18 protein-coding genes are annotated in these 15,285 nt (G+C 44.6%); 12 read left to right on the top strand and 6 right to left on the bottom strand.

From position 1 onward, the window contains the following. Nucleotides 1-13 precede the first annotated feature (13 nt). From ACLD71_RS12850 to ACLD71_RS12825, 6 genes are all read left to right on the top strand, one after another. Nucleotides 14-682 (top strand): amino acid ABC transporter permease, encoded by a 669-nt coding sequence (locus tag ACLD71_RS12850; protein ID WP_411990941.1) that lies wholly within the window; start codon nt 14-16, stop codon nt 680-682. Nucleotides 683-694: 12 nt separating this feature from the next. After that, a complete protein-coding gene (locus ACLD71_RS12845) occupies nt 695-1,345 on the top strand; it encodes an amino acid ABC transporter permease (RefSeq protein ID WP_411990940.1) in 651 nt (216 codons plus the stop codon). Continuing rightward, nucleotides 1,332-2,060, top strand: a complete 729-nt coding sequence (locus ACLD71_RS12840) for an amino acid ABC transporter ATP-binding protein (RefSeq protein WP_137672690.1) — start codon at nt 1,332-1,334, stop codon at nt 2,058-2,060. The genes ACLD71_RS12845 and ACLD71_RS12840 overlap by 14 nt, the downstream gene beginning before the upstream one ends. A gap of 39 nt (nt 2,061-2,099) precedes the next feature. Continuing rightward, the gene (locus ACLD71_RS12835) at nt 2,100-2,927 is read left to right on the top strand and encodes a MurR/RpiR family transcriptional regulator (RefSeq protein WP_137672689.1); all 828 of its coding nucleotides are present in this window, start codon (nt 2,100-2,102) and stop codon (nt 2,925-2,927) included. Between the two features lie 151 nt (nt 2,928-3,078). Then, complete coding sequence (gene alc, locus ACLD71_RS12830) at nt 3,079-4,095, top strand: allantoicase (RefSeq protein ID WP_137672688.1); 1,017 nt, start codon at nt 3,079-3,081, stop codon at nt 4,093-4,095. Further along, nucleotides 4,095-4,583: an ureidoglycolate lyase gene (locus ACLD71_RS12825; protein WP_137672687.1), complete on the top strand. Its 489-nt coding sequence runs from the start codon at nt 4,095-4,097 to the stop codon at nt 4,581-4,583. The genes alc and ACLD71_RS12825 overlap by 1 nt, the downstream gene beginning before the upstream one ends. Nucleotide 4,584: 1 nt before the next feature. On the opposite strand, the gene ACLD71_RS12820 is transcribed toward ACLD71_RS12825, so the two are convergent. Continuing rightward, on the bottom strand, nt 4,585-5,469 hold the full coding sequence (locus ACLD71_RS12820) for a LysR family transcriptional regulator (protein ID WP_174235935.1): 885 nt from the start codon (nt 5,467-5,469) through the stop codon (nt 4,585-4,587). Nucleotides 5,470-5,576: 107 nt separating this feature from the next. On the opposite strand from ACLD71_RS12820, the gene ACLD71_RS12815 reads away from it, so the two are divergent. Next, on the top strand, nt 5,577-6,203 hold the full coding sequence (locus ACLD71_RS12815) for a class I SAM-dependent methyltransferase (RefSeq protein ID WP_411990939.1): 627 nt from the start codon (nt 5,577-5,579) through the stop codon (nt 6,201-6,203). A 6-nt stretch (nt 6,204-6,209) separates the two neighbouring features. On the opposite strand, the gene ACLD71_RS12810 is transcribed toward ACLD71_RS12815, so the two are convergent. After that, nucleotides 6,210-6,752, bottom strand: coding sequence for an NUDIX hydrolase (locus tag ACLD71_RS12810; RefSeq protein ID WP_411990938.1), 543 nt, complete (start codon nt 6,750-6,752; stop codon nt 6,210-6,212). Between the two features lie 292 nt (nt 6,753-7,044). On the opposite strand from ACLD71_RS12810, the gene ACLD71_RS12805 reads away from it, so the two are divergent. Together ACLD71_RS12805 and ACLD71_RS12800 are read left to right on the top strand one after the other, a co-directional pair. Then, nucleotides 7,045-8,283, top strand: coding sequence for a nidogen-like domain-containing protein (locus ACLD71_RS12805; RefSeq protein ID WP_137672683.1), 1,239 nt, complete (start codon nt 7,045-7,047; stop codon nt 8,281-8,283). 56 nt (nt 8,284-8,339) lie between these two features. Beyond that, the gene (locus tag ACLD71_RS12800) at nt 8,340-8,798 is read left to right on the top strand and encodes an invasion associated locus B family protein (protein ID WP_137672682.1); all 459 of its coding nucleotides are present in this window, start codon (nt 8,340-8,342) and stop codon (nt 8,796-8,798) included. A 96-nt stretch (nt 8,799-8,894) separates the two neighbouring features. Here ACLD71_RS12800 and ACLD71_RS12795 read toward each other — a convergent pair whose 3' ends face one another. Further along, the gene (locus ACLD71_RS12795) at nt 8,895-9,983 is read right to left on the bottom strand and encodes an alkene reductase (protein WP_411990937.1); all 1,089 of its coding nucleotides are present in this window, start codon (nt 9,981-9,983) and stop codon (nt 8,895-8,897) included. Between the two features lie 40 nt (nt 9,984-10,023). Beyond that, the gene (locus ACLD71_RS12790) at nt 10,024-10,704 is read right to left on the bottom strand and encodes a glutathione S-transferase family protein (protein WP_137672680.1); all 681 of its coding nucleotides are present in this window, start codon (nt 10,702-10,704) and stop codon (nt 10,024-10,026) included. Between the two features lie 156 nt (nt 10,705-10,860). Here ACLD71_RS12790 and ACLD71_RS12785 point away from each other — a divergent pair, with 156 nt between their 5' ends. Beyond that, a complete protein-coding gene (locus ACLD71_RS12785; RefSeq protein WP_137672679.1) occupies nt 10,861-11,223 on the top strand; it encodes a winged helix-turn-helix transcriptional regulator in 363 nt (120 codons plus the stop codon). 1 nt (nt 11,224) lies between these two features. On the opposite strand, the gene ACLD71_RS12780 is transcribed toward ACLD71_RS12785, so the two are convergent. Together ACLD71_RS12780 and ACLD71_RS12775 are read right to left on the bottom strand one after the other, a co-directional pair. Continuing rightward, nucleotides 11,225-12,589, bottom strand: coding sequence for a PLP-dependent aminotransferase family protein (locus ACLD71_RS12780; RefSeq protein WP_411990936.1), 1,365 nt, complete (start codon nt 12,587-12,589; stop codon nt 11,225-11,227). Nucleotides 12,590-12,725: 136 nt separating this feature from the next. After that, nucleotides 12,726-13,208 (bottom strand): pyrimidine dimer DNA glycosylase/endonuclease V, encoded by a 483-nt coding sequence (locus ACLD71_RS12775; RefSeq protein ID WP_174235934.1) that lies wholly within the window; start codon nt 13,206-13,208, stop codon nt 12,726-12,728. 320 nt (nt 13,209-13,528) lie between these two features. On the opposite strand from ACLD71_RS12775, the gene ACLD71_RS12770 reads away from it, so the two are divergent. Both ACLD71_RS12770 and ACLD71_RS12765 read left to right on the top strand, forming a co-directional pair. Beyond that, nucleotides 13,529-14,419: an NAD(P)-dependent oxidoreductase gene (locus ACLD71_RS12770; RefSeq protein WP_137672676.1), complete on the top strand. Its 891-nt coding sequence runs from the start codon at nt 13,529-13,531 to the stop codon at nt 14,417-14,419. 438 nt (nt 14,420-14,857) lie between these two features. After that, nucleotides 14,858-15,235, top strand: a complete 378-nt coding sequence (locus tag ACLD71_RS12765; RefSeq protein ID WP_137672675.1) for a hypothetical protein — start codon at nt 14,858-14,860, stop codon at nt 15,233-15,235. Nucleotides 15,236-15,285: the final 50 nt, after the last annotated feature.

Below are 15,285 nucleotides of genomic sequence, written 5' to 3'. Positions count from 1 at the left end.
CAAGGAGCGCATAATGAGCTACCAAATGGACTTTAGCGGCCTACTGCCCTACTTACCCGAGCTCGCCAAAGGTTTATTAACCACCGCCGAGCTAACCGTGTATTCCACCTTTGCAGGAATACTGCTTGGCACCGCAGGTGCGGCAGGGAGAATAAGTAACAAAGCTTGGTTACGGTGGCTGATTAGCGCCTATGTAGAAGTGATTCGAAATACCCCCTTTATTGTGCAGTTATTCTTTATCTTTTTTGGCCTGCCAGCGCTAGGGCTTAAACTTAGCGCATGGCAAGCAGGCTGTTTGGCGATGGTAATAAACCTTGGCGCTTACCTCACCGAAATTATTCGCGCGGGGATTGAAGCCACACCAAAAGGCCAATGGGAAGCGGGTAAAACCTTAGGGTTAAGTCACTGGTACATTTTTAGTCGCATCGTACTTCCTACCGCTATTCAAAGAATTTATCCTGCGCTAGTAAGCCAATGCATCATAGTCATGCTGGGCTCTGCCGTGGTATCGCAGATATCGGTAGAAGAGCTCACCTTTTCTGCCAACTTTATACAATCGCGCAATTTTCTCAGCTTTGAATCCTATTTGGTGACGGCACTGATTTACTTATTGCTCGCCATTGCCATGCGCCAGTTGTTCGAGTTAAGCGCTAGGCGTTTATTTAAAAACCCGGTCTTGTAGGAGCCAATGTTTATGATGCAATTTACTGATTGGGACATTTTACGCAACCTGCTACTCGCCGCTCGCTGGACCATATTGCTGTCCCTTGTCGCCTTTGCTAGCGGCGGCTTAGTCGCGCTAATGCTTACCTTTATGCGCATTAGCAACAACCCTGTTTTAGCCGCACTGGTAAAAGGTTATGTGGAGCTGTTTCAGGGCACGCCTTTATTAATGCAGCTGTTTATTATCTTTTTTGGGTTATCGCTAATAGGTTTAGATGTTAGCGCTTGGACCGCTGCCATTATTGGCTTAACCCTATTCACCAGTGCCTTCTTATGTGAAATATGGCGCGGTTGTATAGAGTCCTTACCCAAAGGGCAGTGGGAGGCTGCTAGAACCTTAGGTCTAAGCTTTTTTCAAACTATGCGTTACATCATTTTGCCGCAGGCATTAAAAGTTGCTATTGCCCCCACCGTGGGGTTTTCAGTGCAAGTAGTAAAAGGCACCGCACTTACGTCAATCATCGGCTTTGTAGAGTTAACCAAGGCTGGCACCATGTTAAACAATGCCACCTTCCAACCCTTTAAAGTATTTGCCTTAGTGGCTGTACTGTACTTTTTATTGTGTTTCCCGCTGTCGCTGTACAGCAAGCATTTGGAGAAGAAACTCAATGTCACTGGTTAGTATCGAAAACATTCATAAATATTATGGCCAACACCACGTATTAAAAGGTATAGATCTAAAAATAAAAGCGGGCGAAGTTATCTCTATCATCGGCCGCAGTGGTTCGGGTAAAAGCACTTTATTACGCTGTGTGAACGGCTTAGAGCCTTTTCAAAGCGGTGCGATAATTGTAGATAAACAAGCCGTAAGTGAAGATGAAAAACAGCTTAGGCAACTGAGCCGCAGTGTAGGCATGGTGTTTCAAAACTTTAATTTATTCCCCCATATGACAGCCGGCGAAAATATTATGTTGGCCCCCAAATTAGTACTGGGGAAAAACAAGCAAGAATGCCTAACGCTAGCCAAAGAAGTACTCGAAAAAGTGGGTTTAGCGGACAAGTTTGATCAATACCCCACCAGTATGTCTGGCGGCCAGCAGCAGCGGGTAGCCATTGCGCGCTCGTTAGCTATGTCGCCCAAAGTATTGCTGTGTGACGAGATCACCTCGGCCTTAGATCCCGAACTGGTGGGCGAAGTGCTTAAGGTGCTTGAGCAACTGGCCGCCGATGGCATGACCTTAATATTGGTGACCCACGAAATGAATTTTGCCCGCGATGTAGGCGATAGAGTGGTGTTTATGCATCAAGGAAAAGTGTGGGAAACCGGTGACAGCAAACAGGTTTTTGCTCAGCCGCAAACCACAGAATTACAAAGCTTTATCTCAGCAGTACTCTAAGCTTTAGCAAACCAATCTCGTGAAAGGAATGAATCATTTATGACTACATCGGCCTGTGCGTTTAACCAACGTATTGTTGAACACTATTCGCAACTTTCTGCTAAAGCGCGTTTAGTGGCCGACTATTTACAGCATCATCCCGATAAAGTGTTGATTCAATCTACCGCAGAAATTGCCAATGCTTGCCAAGTCTCTAAAGCCAGTGTTAGCCGTTTTTTTCGCCAGCTAGATTACCAAGATCACCAACAAGTATGTGACGAGCTTAGACAAGAGCGCGAATGGGGCCAGCCGCTACTCACCAGTGAGCCCAGTGATACTAGCGAACATAGTGATTTAGCGGCCATTAGCCAGGTGTTCAAGCAGCTAGAACAAATGGATTGCGAGGCGCTAGTGCAGCAAATCGGCCAAGCCAAGCGTGTCACCATTATTGGTTACCGCAACAGCTTTCCGCTGGCCATGCACTTTCGTCAGCAGCTAATGCAATGCCGTAAGCAGGTACATTTACTGCCTATTCCCGGACAAAGTATTGGTGAAGAACTAGTGCAGTTTGACGATAAAGATTTGGTGATTCTGATTGGCATTCGCCGCCGTCCTAAAATATTTTCAGCGCTGATTGACCAATTGGAGCACCTTAATTGTTTGCTGATCACCGACCAAAGCGGCCAATGCTATCGCTCTAAAGTAAAACACTTGCTAGTGTGCCCAATGAGCAACCATTCGCCCCTAGACAGTTACGCAGCCCCCATGAGTTTACTCGCCCATTTAAGCAATAAGGTCTACGATTATTTGGCACACTCGGCGCACACTCATAGCCACCAAATCAGTAACAATTATCAATTATTAGACGAACTAGAACCACACAACTAACAGCCTGTTGTTCCCTATTCCCTGACACAAAACAGAGAGAAACAGTAAACAGCAATGAAACAATTGAACCAAAATCTTAAATTAAGAGCCAGTTAGCTCATAAAAAAACGCCACCGTATAACCACATAAAACTCGATAAATAAGGATACACATGAGCCAAGTAATGATTGCCGAGCAGCCAGCCAATGCCCCCGCATTTAGTCAGCAGTTTATTAACCTAGCCGACCAACGTTTAGGCAGTAAAGTGGTAGCGGTAAGTGATGATTTTTTTGCGGCTGCTGATCGTATGCTTAACCACCTGCCGGCCGAATTTTATCCCGATAAATACGATGATAATGGTAAATGGATGGATGGCTGGGAAAGCCGTCGCCGCCGCGACTCAGGCCACGATTGGAGCATTGTTAAACTTGGCGTAGCTGGCAGCGTTAAAGGCTTACAAATAGACACCAGTTTTTTCACCGGTAACTATGCGCCCGCAATAAGTATTGAGGTTTGCCATTGCGAAAGTGATTTACCGGCAAGCGATACCCAGTGGCAAGCACTAGTGCCGGCCAGCGCCTTAAGTGCCGACAACAGCCACTTTTTTGAAGTAAGCACCGAGCAAGCCATTAGCCACGTGAGAGTAAATATTTTCCCTGATGGCGGTATCGCAAGGCTTAGAATATTTGGTCAACCTGCTGCCACCGCGAACAGTGACCAACGCATTGATTTAATCGCCCTTAAAAATGGTGGCCGAGTGGTTGGTTTTAACGATGCCCACTACGGCACACCAAGCAACTTATTAGCACCAGGCAAAGGGGTAAACATGGGAGATGGCTGGGAAACCCGCCGCCGCCGCGAACCGGGCAACGACTGGTGTATTATCGCGCTAGGCCAAGCAGGTAGTGTTGAAGACATCGATATTGCGACCACTCACTTTAAAGGTAACTTTCCCGATAAACTGTCTATTCAAGCCGCCAATATCAGCGACCCTAACGATTTGAGTTTAATCAGCCAGAGTATGTTTTGGGAAGAGTTACTGGCGCCCCAGACTTTAAGTGCCGACAACGATCATCACTTTAGCGAATTAAATCCCTTAGGTACTATTAGCCATATTCGGATAAACATTTTCCCCGATGGTGGGATTAGCCGAGTACGACTTTGGGGCAAAGTAAAAGGTAATAATTAATGTTGGAGCTAACACTCGAACCGCTCACCAAAGCGGCTTTTGCTGCTTTTGGTGACGTGATAGAAACCAAGAACACAGAGCACTTTGCGATAAATGGCGGCTCTACCCAGCGTTATCACGATTTAGCTAAATTGCAGCACAGCGGCAGCCACTCAGCAATGATTTGCTCTATCTTTCGTGGTCAAGCATTTGAGCTGCCACTCACTATTTCGATGATGGAGCACCACCCCTTTGGTAGCCAGTTATTTATGCCGTTATCTGCTCGCCCCTATGTGGTTGTGGTGGCCAGTGCTGGAGCACTCAAAGAACAACACATTCGCGCTTTTTTAGCTCAAGGTAATCAAGGGGTAAATTACCATAGTGGAGTTTGGCATCACCCTCTTATCAGCTTGCAGCAAACCAGTGACTTTTTAGTTATTGACCGCAGCGGCAAAGAAGCTAACTGCGTTGAAAAAACCTTAAGTGCGGCGATACGTTTAATCGCTTAGCTTAATTAAGGTGCTTGGCCAAAAAATCATACACCATGCGCAAGCGCCTACTGGTATTGAGCTCACGATGTACCACCAGCCAAGACGGCGTAGCAAAGGCGGGTAAATCCGCAAAAGCGCGCTCAACTAAGGGCTCCTTGTCTCCTACGTTCTCCAGCATAAAGCCTATGCCTAAACCTTGTTTAACCAACTCCCATTGCACAAGGTGATTACTCACCGACACCGGAAAGTTGCTTTGCTCAAGCGCAAAGCCGGATTTACTTAACTCGTCGATTAATTCATCACTTTTACTAAAACCCAAAAAATCCGCCTTAGCTAAACTTGTTATCGTACGCGGCTGGGGCCACTGCTGAAGATAAGCCCGCGCAGCGTACATATGCACATTAATATCTTTGAGCTTACGCGCAATCAGTTCAAGCTCTTTGGGTTGATAGGCGCGAATGGCAATATCAGCTTCTCGTCGCAATAAATCACTGCTGTCATTACTGGCAATGATTTCTACACGGATACCTGGAGCATGATCTCGCAACTTAGCAATAATTGGCGGTAAAATGTAAGCTGCGACCGCTTCAGATGCTGAAATACACACATCGCCCTCAATCGCTTCTGCGCGACCAGATGCAGATAACGACAAACTGTTCGCCGCATCGCCCATCGCCTTCACGTGTGCCAGCAGCTCCAGCCCACTGCCAGTAAGTTGTAAGCGCCCACTCACCCTTTCAAACAGCGACACACCCAGCTCTTGCTCTAAGGCGCTAACTTGCCGCCCAAGTGTAGGTTGCGTCATATTCAAAGCTCGCGCCGCAGCCGACAAAGAGCCCTCTTCTGCAGTCACCAAGAAGGCTCTTGCTCGATTCCAATCAAAGTTTATTGAACGCCAATCCATTCGAATATGCATACCTAAGATACATAAAACTACATTGTTATAGCTTTATTGCATGGTTACTATTTACCCATTAGCAAGACAAAGCAAATATTAAAGGGAAGAACTCGATGGCGGCTAACGTTAAATTTTGGGATAAACATGCTAAGGGCTATGCCAAGCGAGTGATTGCAGATAATCAAGCTTACCAATACAAGCTAAAGCAAAGTCGCCAGTATTTTTCCAAGCAAGCCACCGCTATAGAAGTAGGTTGTGGAACCGGCTCAACAGCGCTGTTGCACGCCCCTTACCTTAAACATTTACTTGCTACCGATTTATCGTCGGGAATGCTAGACATTGCCGAACAAAAACGCCAGCAGCAAAACATCGAGAACGTAGATTTTAAGCAAGCAACGATTGAAGATTTAGATGTAAACGAACCGGTAGATGTTGTGTTAGCACTTAACATAATTCACCTTCTCGAAGACAAAGAGACCGCCATTGGCAAAATAATGACCTGGCTAAAACCGGGCGGCGTATTGATTACCAGTACCCCTTGTTTAGGCGACAGAATGAAGTTTTTTAAGGTAATAGGCCCTATAGGTAAAGCACTAGGCCTAATGCCTTTGGTTAAGGTATTTACCGAGCAAGAATTGCTGAGTAGTTTTATTCAGCAAGGTTTTAGCATTGAACAGCAATGGCGACCTAATAAAGCCATTTCTAGCTTTATAGTCGCTCGAAAACCAAAGGCAGAATAGCGGTGTTTACACCGCCGCTTTAAGTGGATTTTCGCTTAGGCATTCTGCCAAAATTTGTTGCAACAAAAAGGTTTCTCGCTCAACCGACATCCCCGCTTTCGGGTTGTTTGCTATGGTGTCTAGGTTGTGCTGAATAGCGTGATGAATGTTTAACCAAACTGGCTTCATGCCATTGTTGATTTCATAGTCTTCTAAGGCATTGTTGCCCAGCTCATCGTCAATTTCACACAGATAACAATAAGACAGCATATGCATATAGTCGGCATCATCTTTATACCAGGGGCGATATTCTTCATAGCAGCCAAAGGCTTCTATATTGCGAATATTTTGTGCACCAGTTTCTTCACTCAATTCCCGCTTTAAGCCAGTAATAAGGTCTTCACCTTGATCCACGCCACCACCAGGTAGTGTGTAATCATGATAGCGCTCGGTATACATCAGCAAGATATCGTCACCCTTCAACACAATCGCACGTGCCGCAATACGCTCTAAGGCACTACCGGTAAGAGAGCCTAAATCGGAATGAATGGTTGATTTGAGTAAGCGCATAGAGATTTAGCTGATTGAAAAATGGCTGGCGAATTTAGCAGTTAAGTCCTAAACAAGCAAACCCACATTAATGCGGTGACTTCTGGGTATAAATAAAGTTTTTTATTTATAAATATTTATGTCGATAAATTTTACATAAGACAAATATTAAGTCTTACCTTAAACCTTAACTACATGAAAAATAAAGGATAGTTATATAGGGCTTGATTCTTGCTAAGTCGTAATTCGAAAAATAACTATAAATCATTGGTTTAACTAAGCATCTTTGTAACAACATTGAAGGAATATACTTGTGCAAAAGACATCTTTAGCATTAATCACAACAGCGAGCCTCCTCCTTGGGTCCTTTACCGCTCAAGCCACCATGTTAAGCGGATTTGGTGGAGACGCTGGTTACGGTGAGCTAGCCATGGGCAGAAATGATGATGGTTCATCGAATCAACTCGACCTACCCTTTGAAATTAACTACTTTGGCAATAGTTACAATCAGTTTTTCGTAAACAACAACGGGAACATTACTTTCGAAAGCGCATTAGATGGCTTCACTCCAGTCGCCTTCCCCGTTGCTGAGCAGCCAATGATTGCGCCATTTTGGGCTGATGTAGATACCGGCTGTGCTGAATGTGGAGAAGTATATGTAGGTAGTCCTTCTGACGGTGTAGTAGCAGTTACTTGGGATAACGTGGGTTACTACGATGAAAACTCAGACAAAGCTAACAGCTTCCAAGCTGTACTGATCGACCGTTCAGATACAGGTGCTGGCAACTTTGATGTTGAATTTCGTTACGACAAATTAGAATGGACTACTGGTGATGCCTCTAACGGATCAAACGGCTTAGGTGGCACCCCCGCTCAAGCAGGTTATGATGCTGGTGACGGCGAAAACTTTTTCGCTCTGCCTGGTTCATTTAGCGAGAATATTTTAGATCTCGTTTCAAGCTCTAATACTGGCGAAGACGGCGTATGGCGCTTTGCTATTCGCGAAGGCGCGTTACCAGGTGCAACCCCTGACAACCCAATAATGCCAGTAGTAGTAGATGGCGGTTGGGGTTTTGAATTCAACGTAGATGCCGATGAATTAGTCTTTATTGATCCAGATGTAGCGGTTGGTTACGACTACATTGTTGATTCAGGTCCAAACATTCGCACGGTTACGCTACCTGCTGGTTTCGACGACGATATGTTCTTTATCTGGTTATGGACTGGCGTAGATTGGGAACAAGTTGCCAATTTAGCTGCCGGTGATGTTTATGACTTTGGTGTTGATGGTGTTGATCGTTTCCGCGTAACAGGCATTGACACGTCAAACGAGCTGGACCCAAATGACGAACTAGCATTTGTTACCGGATTAACTTTTGCTGGTTCAGGCACCGTTGCCATGCGCCAATTACCAATTCTAGAGTTTATTCCTGGCCCAGGTAACGCAGTACCAGAACCTAGCACTTGGTTGTTGATGTTAGTAGCAGTAGTATTGTTACTTAGCTCTCGCAAACGCAGCAACTCTGCACCAATAAGCTTAATGCCTGCATAAGCTAAACGGTTAAAAATAAGGGAGCTTAAGGCTCCCTTTTTTGTTACGGACAACTTATGAAAAATGTATTTATCGCTTTATTTTCATTGCTTATCACTAGCACCACCTTAGCTGAAGATTTTGAAGCGTGGACAGTTAAATGCCCACCGGGTAAGCCCTGCGTAATCACTCAAATGATTATGAAGAAACAAGGCGATGCAGCAAACGTTATAGCCGGAGTGAGCTACTTCAACCATGCAGAACAACCCATTTTAAAAATTAGAATTAGCGCAAACGCTGAGCCTAAAAAGGGCTTGGGGTTAAAAATCGATGAGCAAAAAGCACTTCACTTGCCTATCACTACCTGTGACAACAAGCTTTGCGAAGTAAATGTAGTCGCCGATAGGCAATTGATAGAGGATCTACAGAACGGAAAATTGATGTCGATTGCTTACATCCTTAAAAGTAACCAGCAACAAACCGCATTTCCGGTAATACTCACTGGCTTTAAACAAGCTTATGGCTCTATTCAATAAGCAAAAAAAAGGCCTCGCAAGCGAGGCCAAACACCACAGGGAATGTGGACTTGCACAAACATTTTTTGCTTTAGCTTTTTCGCAAAAAATGAAACTTTAAGAACTTACGGTTACTAGGCTTGGGTAATCGGTATACCCCTTGGCGCCACCACCATATAAAGTATCTTGATCTAATTCATTCAGATCCGCGCCTTGTTTAAAGCGCTCTGGTAAATCGGGGTTAGCAATAAATGGCGCGCCAAAAGACACCACGTCAGTACTATCATTTGCAATCGCTTGTTCTGCACTCTCTGCGCCATAGCCACCGTTTGCCATGTATGCACCTGCAAAACGACTGCGTATTTGGGCAAAGCTAAAGCCTTCGTTACTCGCGCCAGCGAAGTTCTCAACAACATGTAAGTAAGCCAAATTCATTGGGCTTAACTGCTCAGTTAAGTGGTTAAAAAGAGCTTGAGGCCTGCTATCAGACATTGAGTTGAAAGTACCGGTTGGCGAGATGCGAACTCCAACTCTCCCGCTCCCCCATACTTCAGCAACGGCAGCAGTAACTTCAAGCGTCAAACGCGCTCTATTTTCGATAGAGCCACCATAGTTATCGCTACGCTGATTAGTGCCATCTTTAAGAAACTGATCTAACAAATAGCCATTGGCTGCATGCACTTCTACGCCATCAAAACCTGCTTGCTTGGCGTTAATTGCTGCTTGCTTAAACTGCTCAACAATAGAAGCTATTTCATTACTTTCCAAAGCACGGGGGGTTTCAAAATCTAAAAAGCCTTGCTCGGTAAATGCTTGCCCTTCTGGTGCTATGGCCGAAGGTGCAACGGGTAACTCCCCATTTAACTGAATAGCTGAGTGAGAAATGCGGCCAACATGCCATAGTTGCAGCACAATTTTTGAGCCCTTAGCGTGCACCGCATCGGTAATGGCTTTCCAACCTTGAATTTGTTGCTCGCTGTGAATACCCGGTGTAAAAGCATAACCCTTGCCTTGCGGTGAAACTTGAGTAGCTTCAGTAATAATTAACCCGGCACTGGCGCGTTGTTGATAATACTCAACGTTAAGCGCCTGAGGTATATCACCGGGTTGGGCTGAGCGCGAACGCGTAAGCGGTGCCATCACCACGCGATGCTTTAAGCTAATATCGCCTAAGTTAATCGGAGAAAATAAGTTTGCTAGAGACATAATTAAATCCTTTCAGTTATCACAAAATGGCTTGGCTGGTTTATCTATTACTTAGTGCCAAATAGCTTTCGGCTTTAAGCCAATATTCGGCGTACAATTGATTAAAGTCGTCGACCACTGAACGCTGCACCGCAGGTAAGGCCAACAAACGCTCGCCTAAACCACTTAAGCGAGGAAAATCGGCCAACCAATCTTTAGCGTATAATGCTTTCGTAGCCGCGAAACGGGTGAATAGAGGAGCTAATGCAGTATCGATTAAGGCTAAATCATCCCCATTAAAATAGGCGTTTTCAGTAGTAAGATTTTCTAAGCGGCTTAGCTTGTCTTTTAGGCCCGCTAAGGCTGAATGGTAATCGTCTTGATTTTTCGCCATCGACGTTTGATACTGAGCCATTAACACTTGGCTAGCATATTCAATCCACCCTCGGTCTTTGGCTTTTTGCAAAGGATCTACTGGCATCAACGAGCCTTCGGTAATTTCATCTAGAAACTCATTAATCACTGCTGACTCAAACAAGACTTGGTCGCCATATTTCAATACTGGTACCTTACCTAAAGGTGACAGTGCGAGAAACCAGTCTGGTTTGTTAGCCAAATCAACATATTGTATTTTGAAGTCGATCCCTTTGTGCAGTAAGGTAATCACCGAACGTTGAACAAAAGGGCAAAGCTTAAAACTAATCAGTTCAATACTTTGATTGGGCTGGTAGGTGGTGGGCATGATATTTTTCCTTGTTGTAACAAACAAATATTCACCTGGTTACCAAATACAACTTTTGTATCCAAACGAAACATAGTATCTTTTGGTAACTATAAGAATGTTTTGACGAACTACAAGTACGCACAAATTAGATATTTAGTTTCCTAGAGGTGCCTAATGTTGGATTCAGCGGCTTCCAGCCACGAAAAAAAATATGAAGTTTCTGAGACAATGCATGAATGTCCGGTGACTACAGCCATTGATGTGATTGGTGGAAAATGGAAAGTGATTATCTTGTATCAGCTACGAGGGAAAACGCTTCGCTTTGGTGAGTTGAAAAGAGAGATCCCTAAAATCACTCAAAAAACGCTAACCCAGCAACTGCGTAATTTGGAAAAAGATAAACTGATCGAACGAAAAGTATATGCTGAAGTGCCGCCTAGAGTGGAGTACACCCCGACATTTTTAGCCGAGCAACTAAATCCAGCCTTAGATTTATTATGTGCTTGGGGAAAAGACTATCAAAAAGCCCACGAGTGATCTAAATACGCCTCAGCAATACATCACGGATCAAACCAAGTGCGTGCTTTAATTGTTCAATGTCCTGCGTGGCCATTAAGCTTATCCGCACTGCGGGTCTTTGTTGGCCTTCAACACTAAAATGTTGCTCACCGCTAAGGTGAATACGGTGTTTTAGCATCACCGCTACAAAGGATTTACTGGTCCAGCCTTGTGGCAAGTAAAGCCAAAGATGATAAGCACAGTGCTCAACGAGCGCTTGATTCACAAACTCTAACTCACTAAAAATGTGTTTCGCAGCTTGCTGACGGACTAAGGCCTGGCGCTTTTGCCACTGGCTAATTTGAGCCACAGCCCCGCTTGTTATTAGCTGACAAGCCAATTGCATGAGTAAAGGGGAAGGCAGCCATACCGTTGTTCTCACTAAGTTTATGTAGTCATCACGCTCACTTTTGGGTACCACCAATAAGCCTAAACGCAAACTAGGCGAGACGCACTTAGACAAGCTGGTTAAATAAACCGTTTGCTGTGGCGCAAAACAATAAAAAGGCTTGATGTTGTCGTCTGCTAAAAAGCCATAAATATCGTCATCAATCACTTGAATAGCATAGCGATTAACTAGCGCAGCCAACTGTTGTCGCCGCTGGTTTGGCATCACGCTTGCGGTTGGATTTTGACAAGAAGCCACCAATACTAAGGCCCTAATAGCTTGCTGTTGATGTTGTTTTTCTAACGATTCAACCAATAAACCTTGTTCGTCTAAGTCAATAGGTACCGGTATACGGCCCGTTTGTCGAAGTACTGAAAGAATCCCGGGGTAACATAAGCGCTCTACCGCTACTCGATCACCCACTTGGGTAGTGGCAAGCACTGCCACTAACAATGCATGTTGCGCACCGTGGCAAACTATTACTTGGCTTTGCTCAGACACAACACCTTGGCTTTGTAGCCATTGGTGCATAATAGCTAGTTGCTCTGGATTACCGGCATCATCTTCGTAATCGCAATATGCTGCCAAGTCATCGCCAGCTAAGGCCGCAAGCTGAGTACGTAAGGGGGCTAATAAGGGGCCATTTAATGGTGTAACCAAGGAAAGGTTAAACTCATTTCGAGTTCGCCCTTTTATACCGTCGCTAAGGTTTACGTTAAATGAAACAAAAGTGCCTTGCCCCACTCCCGAACTTATCAAGGCTTTGATTTCTAATTCTTGATAAGCCTGCCGCACCGTAACGGCACTACTGCCAATCTCTTTGGCTAAAACGCGATGAGCAGGTAACTTGTTTTGGTAAGCTAAGTGCCCCTTTAATATTGCATTCTCAATGCAACGGGCTATTTCCAGGTATAAAGGACGAGCTTGCGGGTTAAAACTCGCTAACAAAGCTTGCATAGAGATATCGATATTCCATAAAAAATAGCATGAGGGCGAACGCTGAAGCGAAGAGCCTTACGAGATACTATGCAAGTATATCAAACTAGCCAGGTTTTTATTTTTACACCGCTTTGCTGAGCACGCAGTAAAGCAGCTACCTAGAAAAGGAATTTTGATTCACCCAAGCTGGCATTGGTCGCTTAGTCCATTTTGCAAACGACATTTTCTCAGCCAAATAAAACTGGCGATAAGCCTCTACCGCATCCCCTGTTTGTTTATATTCAAGGGGCATAGCTTGAGCGAATTCGGTCAAGCCCTTTTGGCCATAGTGAAATTCGGTAAGCTTCTCCAGCACCGCCATCGACTTATGGTCTACCTCTTTGTTATAGCGATAACGGTACTCTCGGTTTAATTCTACTGTTAATTGCTTAAGCCACAAAAAATTGTCATAAGATTGCTCAACCCAAAGCACACAAGGGTGGTTAAGGTGAGTAGATTTGTAAGGCGTAGTAAATCCTTTTTTATTTAAAGCGGTACACAACATTTGAACGCTTTCTAAAATCATTTTTACCACATGTTGGTCGCAGTGAAACTGCGCACAGCGTTTAATATCATGGTCCAGAATAAAAATGTTCATAAGGTTTCTCATGTGGATTGTATAAGCTGCATCCGCTCTATTGAGCAGTGCCAGTGACAATAATTTGAAGTTATAAAATCACTACGTTGCTAAGCGCTCAATCGATTAGAACACTTCACATTTTTTATCGCTTTCAATAGTCACAACAACTCACTATGTTGAACTAGTAGTGCGCTTTGCCATTGCACTAGTAAAACAAGTCAATTTGTCGAAAACTTACGCTAAGTTCAGTGAACCGTTTACATTGAACTAGTTCAATGTAAACATCATTTTATTGATTGCCGCAAACTACTTGCTTAAACATTTAAAGGGAATACACGATGAGTAAAGCACCTCTAACCACGGTTGCATTTATTGGCTTAGGAACAATGGGTTTTCCTATGGCTGGACATTTAAGCAACAAGGGCTACGAGTTGGTGGTGTATAACCGCACCGATGCCACAGCAAAACGCTGGTTAGAGCAATACACCGGCACGCAAGCCTTTACCCCAGCAGAAGCCGCCGCCCAAGCCGATGTAATTATTACTTGTGTGGGCAACGACCAAGATGTACGGGCTGTATGCCTTAGCGAAAATGGCATTATGCCTGCAGCCAAACCAGGTAGCATTTTAATCGACCACACCACCGCATCTGCTGAATTAGCACGTGAGCTATATAGTGCCGCTCAACAACATGAATTAGCATTTCTAGACGCCCCGGTATCTGGCGGTGAAGCGGGTGCAGTAAACGGCGCATTAACAGTCATGGTGGGTGGCGAGCAAACCACCCTAGATAAAGTGGAGAGCTTACTTGGCAGTTATGCCAAAGCCGTTACGTTAGTTGGTTCTGCAGGCTACGGACAAACCTGCAAAATGGTCAATCAACTTTGTATCAGTGGTATTTTACAGGGCTTATCTGAGGCTTTACAGCTTGCAAAGGCGGCTGACCTAAACATTGATACCGTTGTGGAGGTATTGCAACATGGCGCAGCCGGAAGCTGGCAATTGACGAATCGAGCGAAAAGCATGGCAAACAACCAGTTTGATTTTGGTTTTGCGATAGACTGGATGCGTAAAGACTTAGCCATTTGTTTTAATGAAGCTGACAAGCTAGGTGTGCCGCTACCATTGGCAAAACAGGTTGATGAACAGTATGCCAAATTGCAGCAACGTGGGTTCTCACGTGCTGATACCTCAGCCTTAATCAAACAATTTGATCAAGAAGCGCGATAAGTTGCGCTCAAAAAAAACCTAAGGCCGCAGGCCTTAGGTGGGAGTCACGCGAGAACGTGAATATATAAAATAAAATAGAAGTTCAAATAAAGCGAAAAGTGCGAAACATTCAGCCTAACAAGACGGCAATAAGGGAAGTGTTTATTGCCTGCATGTTTAAATAGGCTTTCAATACCTCGCGCAGCGTCAGTGGCTCAAACCAACAACATCTTCGCTAGCACACTAGTAATACTAACCCATCTTGAGAGAAGCCACTTAGATCCAGCATGATTCGCTGTAAGCATTACTATACAGATTCTTCGAGAGCTAAAGAAAAGCCGATTGTTCAGCTTTAGCTTGCGCTATACCTAGAGCTAGACTAAGCTCGCGTGCAATTGTAGTTGGCAACTTTGATTGCCCATTACGCTACCCTATTTCCATCTTTACTAGGTAACAATAATGACTCTTATTGCCGTTCCAGATTTAGCGAAACCTGAAGCTAAAAGCCATCACAAACCACGCCATTTGAAAAAGTTAGCGATTGGTCCTTTCGCGCAAACCTGCGCAGAGATTAGATTTGTTGCTGATATCGAGAAATTTGACGAAGTAGACGCTGCACTTGCCGCGACTCAACAGCAGCAAGGTTGGGATTTGTTTATTGCTTACTTTAACGAGCAATACCACGTAGCAATCAACTTCTTCACTGAGCAAGCTGAGCTAGAAGCTGTTGTTGCACAAGCAAATGCCACTATCGTTGAAGTACTAGGCGATGTTGAACTGCAAGTTCTTGCTGGTGATGCAAATTATGGCGATTGGGATAGCTGCTACGCAGAGTAAGTCTCATCCCATTTTTATTGGCGCAAATCCTCGATTAGCGCCAATAATGG

Source organism: Agarivorans sp. DSG3-1 (genome assembly GCF_046774965.1).
Classification (GTDB): Bacteria; Pseudomonadota; Gammaproteobacteria; order Enterobacterales; family Celerinatantimonadaceae; genus Agarivorans.
The sequence above is the reverse complement of the archived record's forward strand: the minus strand, read 5'-3'. Positions and strand labels throughout refer to the sequence as shown.

Excerpts from the sequence above, each read along its gene's own strand:
- alc (WP_137672688.1), top strand. The coding sequence starts at position 3,079 with ATGAGCCAAGTAATGATTGCCGAGCAGCCAGCCAATGCCCCCGCATTT.
- ACLD71_RS12765 (WP_137672675.1), top strand. The coding sequence starts at position 14,858 with ATGACTCTTATTGCCGTTCCAGATTTAGCGAAACCTGAAGCTAAAAGC.
- ACLD71_RS12835 (WP_137672689.1), top strand. The coding sequence starts at position 2,100 with ATGACTACATCGGCCTGTGCGTTTAACCAACGTATTGTTGAACACTAT.
- ACLD71_RS12815 (WP_411990939.1), top strand. The coding sequence starts at position 5,577 with ATGGCGGCTAACGTTAAATTTTGGGATAAACATGCTAAGGGCTATGCC.
- ACLD71_RS12780 (WP_411990936.1), bottom strand. The coding sequence starts at position 12,589 with ATGCAAGCTTTGTTAGCGAGTTTTAACCCGCAAGCTCGTCCTTTATAC.
- ACLD71_RS12820 (WP_174235935.1), bottom strand. The coding sequence starts at position 5,469 with ATGGATTGGCGTTCAATAAACTTTGATTGGAATCGAGCAAGAGCCTTC.
- ACLD71_RS12775 (WP_174235934.1), bottom strand. The coding sequence starts at position 13,208 with ATGAACATTTTTATTCTGGACCATGATATTAAACGCTGTGCGCAGTTT.
- ACLD71_RS12810 (WP_411990938.1), bottom strand. The coding sequence starts at position 6,752 with ATGCGCTTACTCAAATCAACCATTCATTCCGATTTAGGCTCTCTTACC.
- ACLD71_RS12795 (WP_411990937.1), bottom strand. The coding sequence starts at position 9,983 with ATGTCTCTAGCAAACTTATTTTCTCCGATTAACTTAGGCGATATTAGC.
- ACLD71_RS12800 (WP_137672682.1), top strand. The coding sequence starts at position 8,340 with ATGAAAAATGTATTTATCGCTTTATTTTCATTGCTTATCACTAGCACC.
- ACLD71_RS12840 (WP_137672690.1), top strand. The coding sequence starts at position 1,332 with ATGTCACTGGTTAGTATCGAAAACATTCATAAATATTATGGCCAACAC.
- ACLD71_RS12825 (WP_137672687.1), top strand. The coding sequence starts at position 4,095 with ATGTTGGAGCTAACACTCGAACCGCTCACCAAAGCGGCTTTTGCTGCT.
- ACLD71_RS12845 (WP_411990940.1), top strand. The coding sequence starts at position 695 with ATGATGCAATTTACTGATTGGGACATTTTACGCAACCTGCTACTCGCC.
- ACLD71_RS12770 (WP_137672676.1), top strand. The coding sequence starts at position 13,529 with ATGAGTAAAGCACCTCTAACCACGGTTGCATTTATTGGCTTAGGAACA.
- ACLD71_RS12790 (WP_137672680.1), bottom strand. The coding sequence starts at position 10,704 with ATGCCCACCACCTACCAGCCCAATCAAAGTATTGAACTGATTAGTTTT.
- ACLD71_RS12785 (WP_137672679.1), top strand. The coding sequence starts at position 10,861 with ATGTTGGATTCAGCGGCTTCCAGCCACGAAAAAAAATATGAAGTTTCT.
- ACLD71_RS12850 (WP_411990941.1), top strand. The coding sequence starts at position 14 with ATGAGCTACCAAATGGACTTTAGCGGCCTACTGCCCTACTTACCCGAG.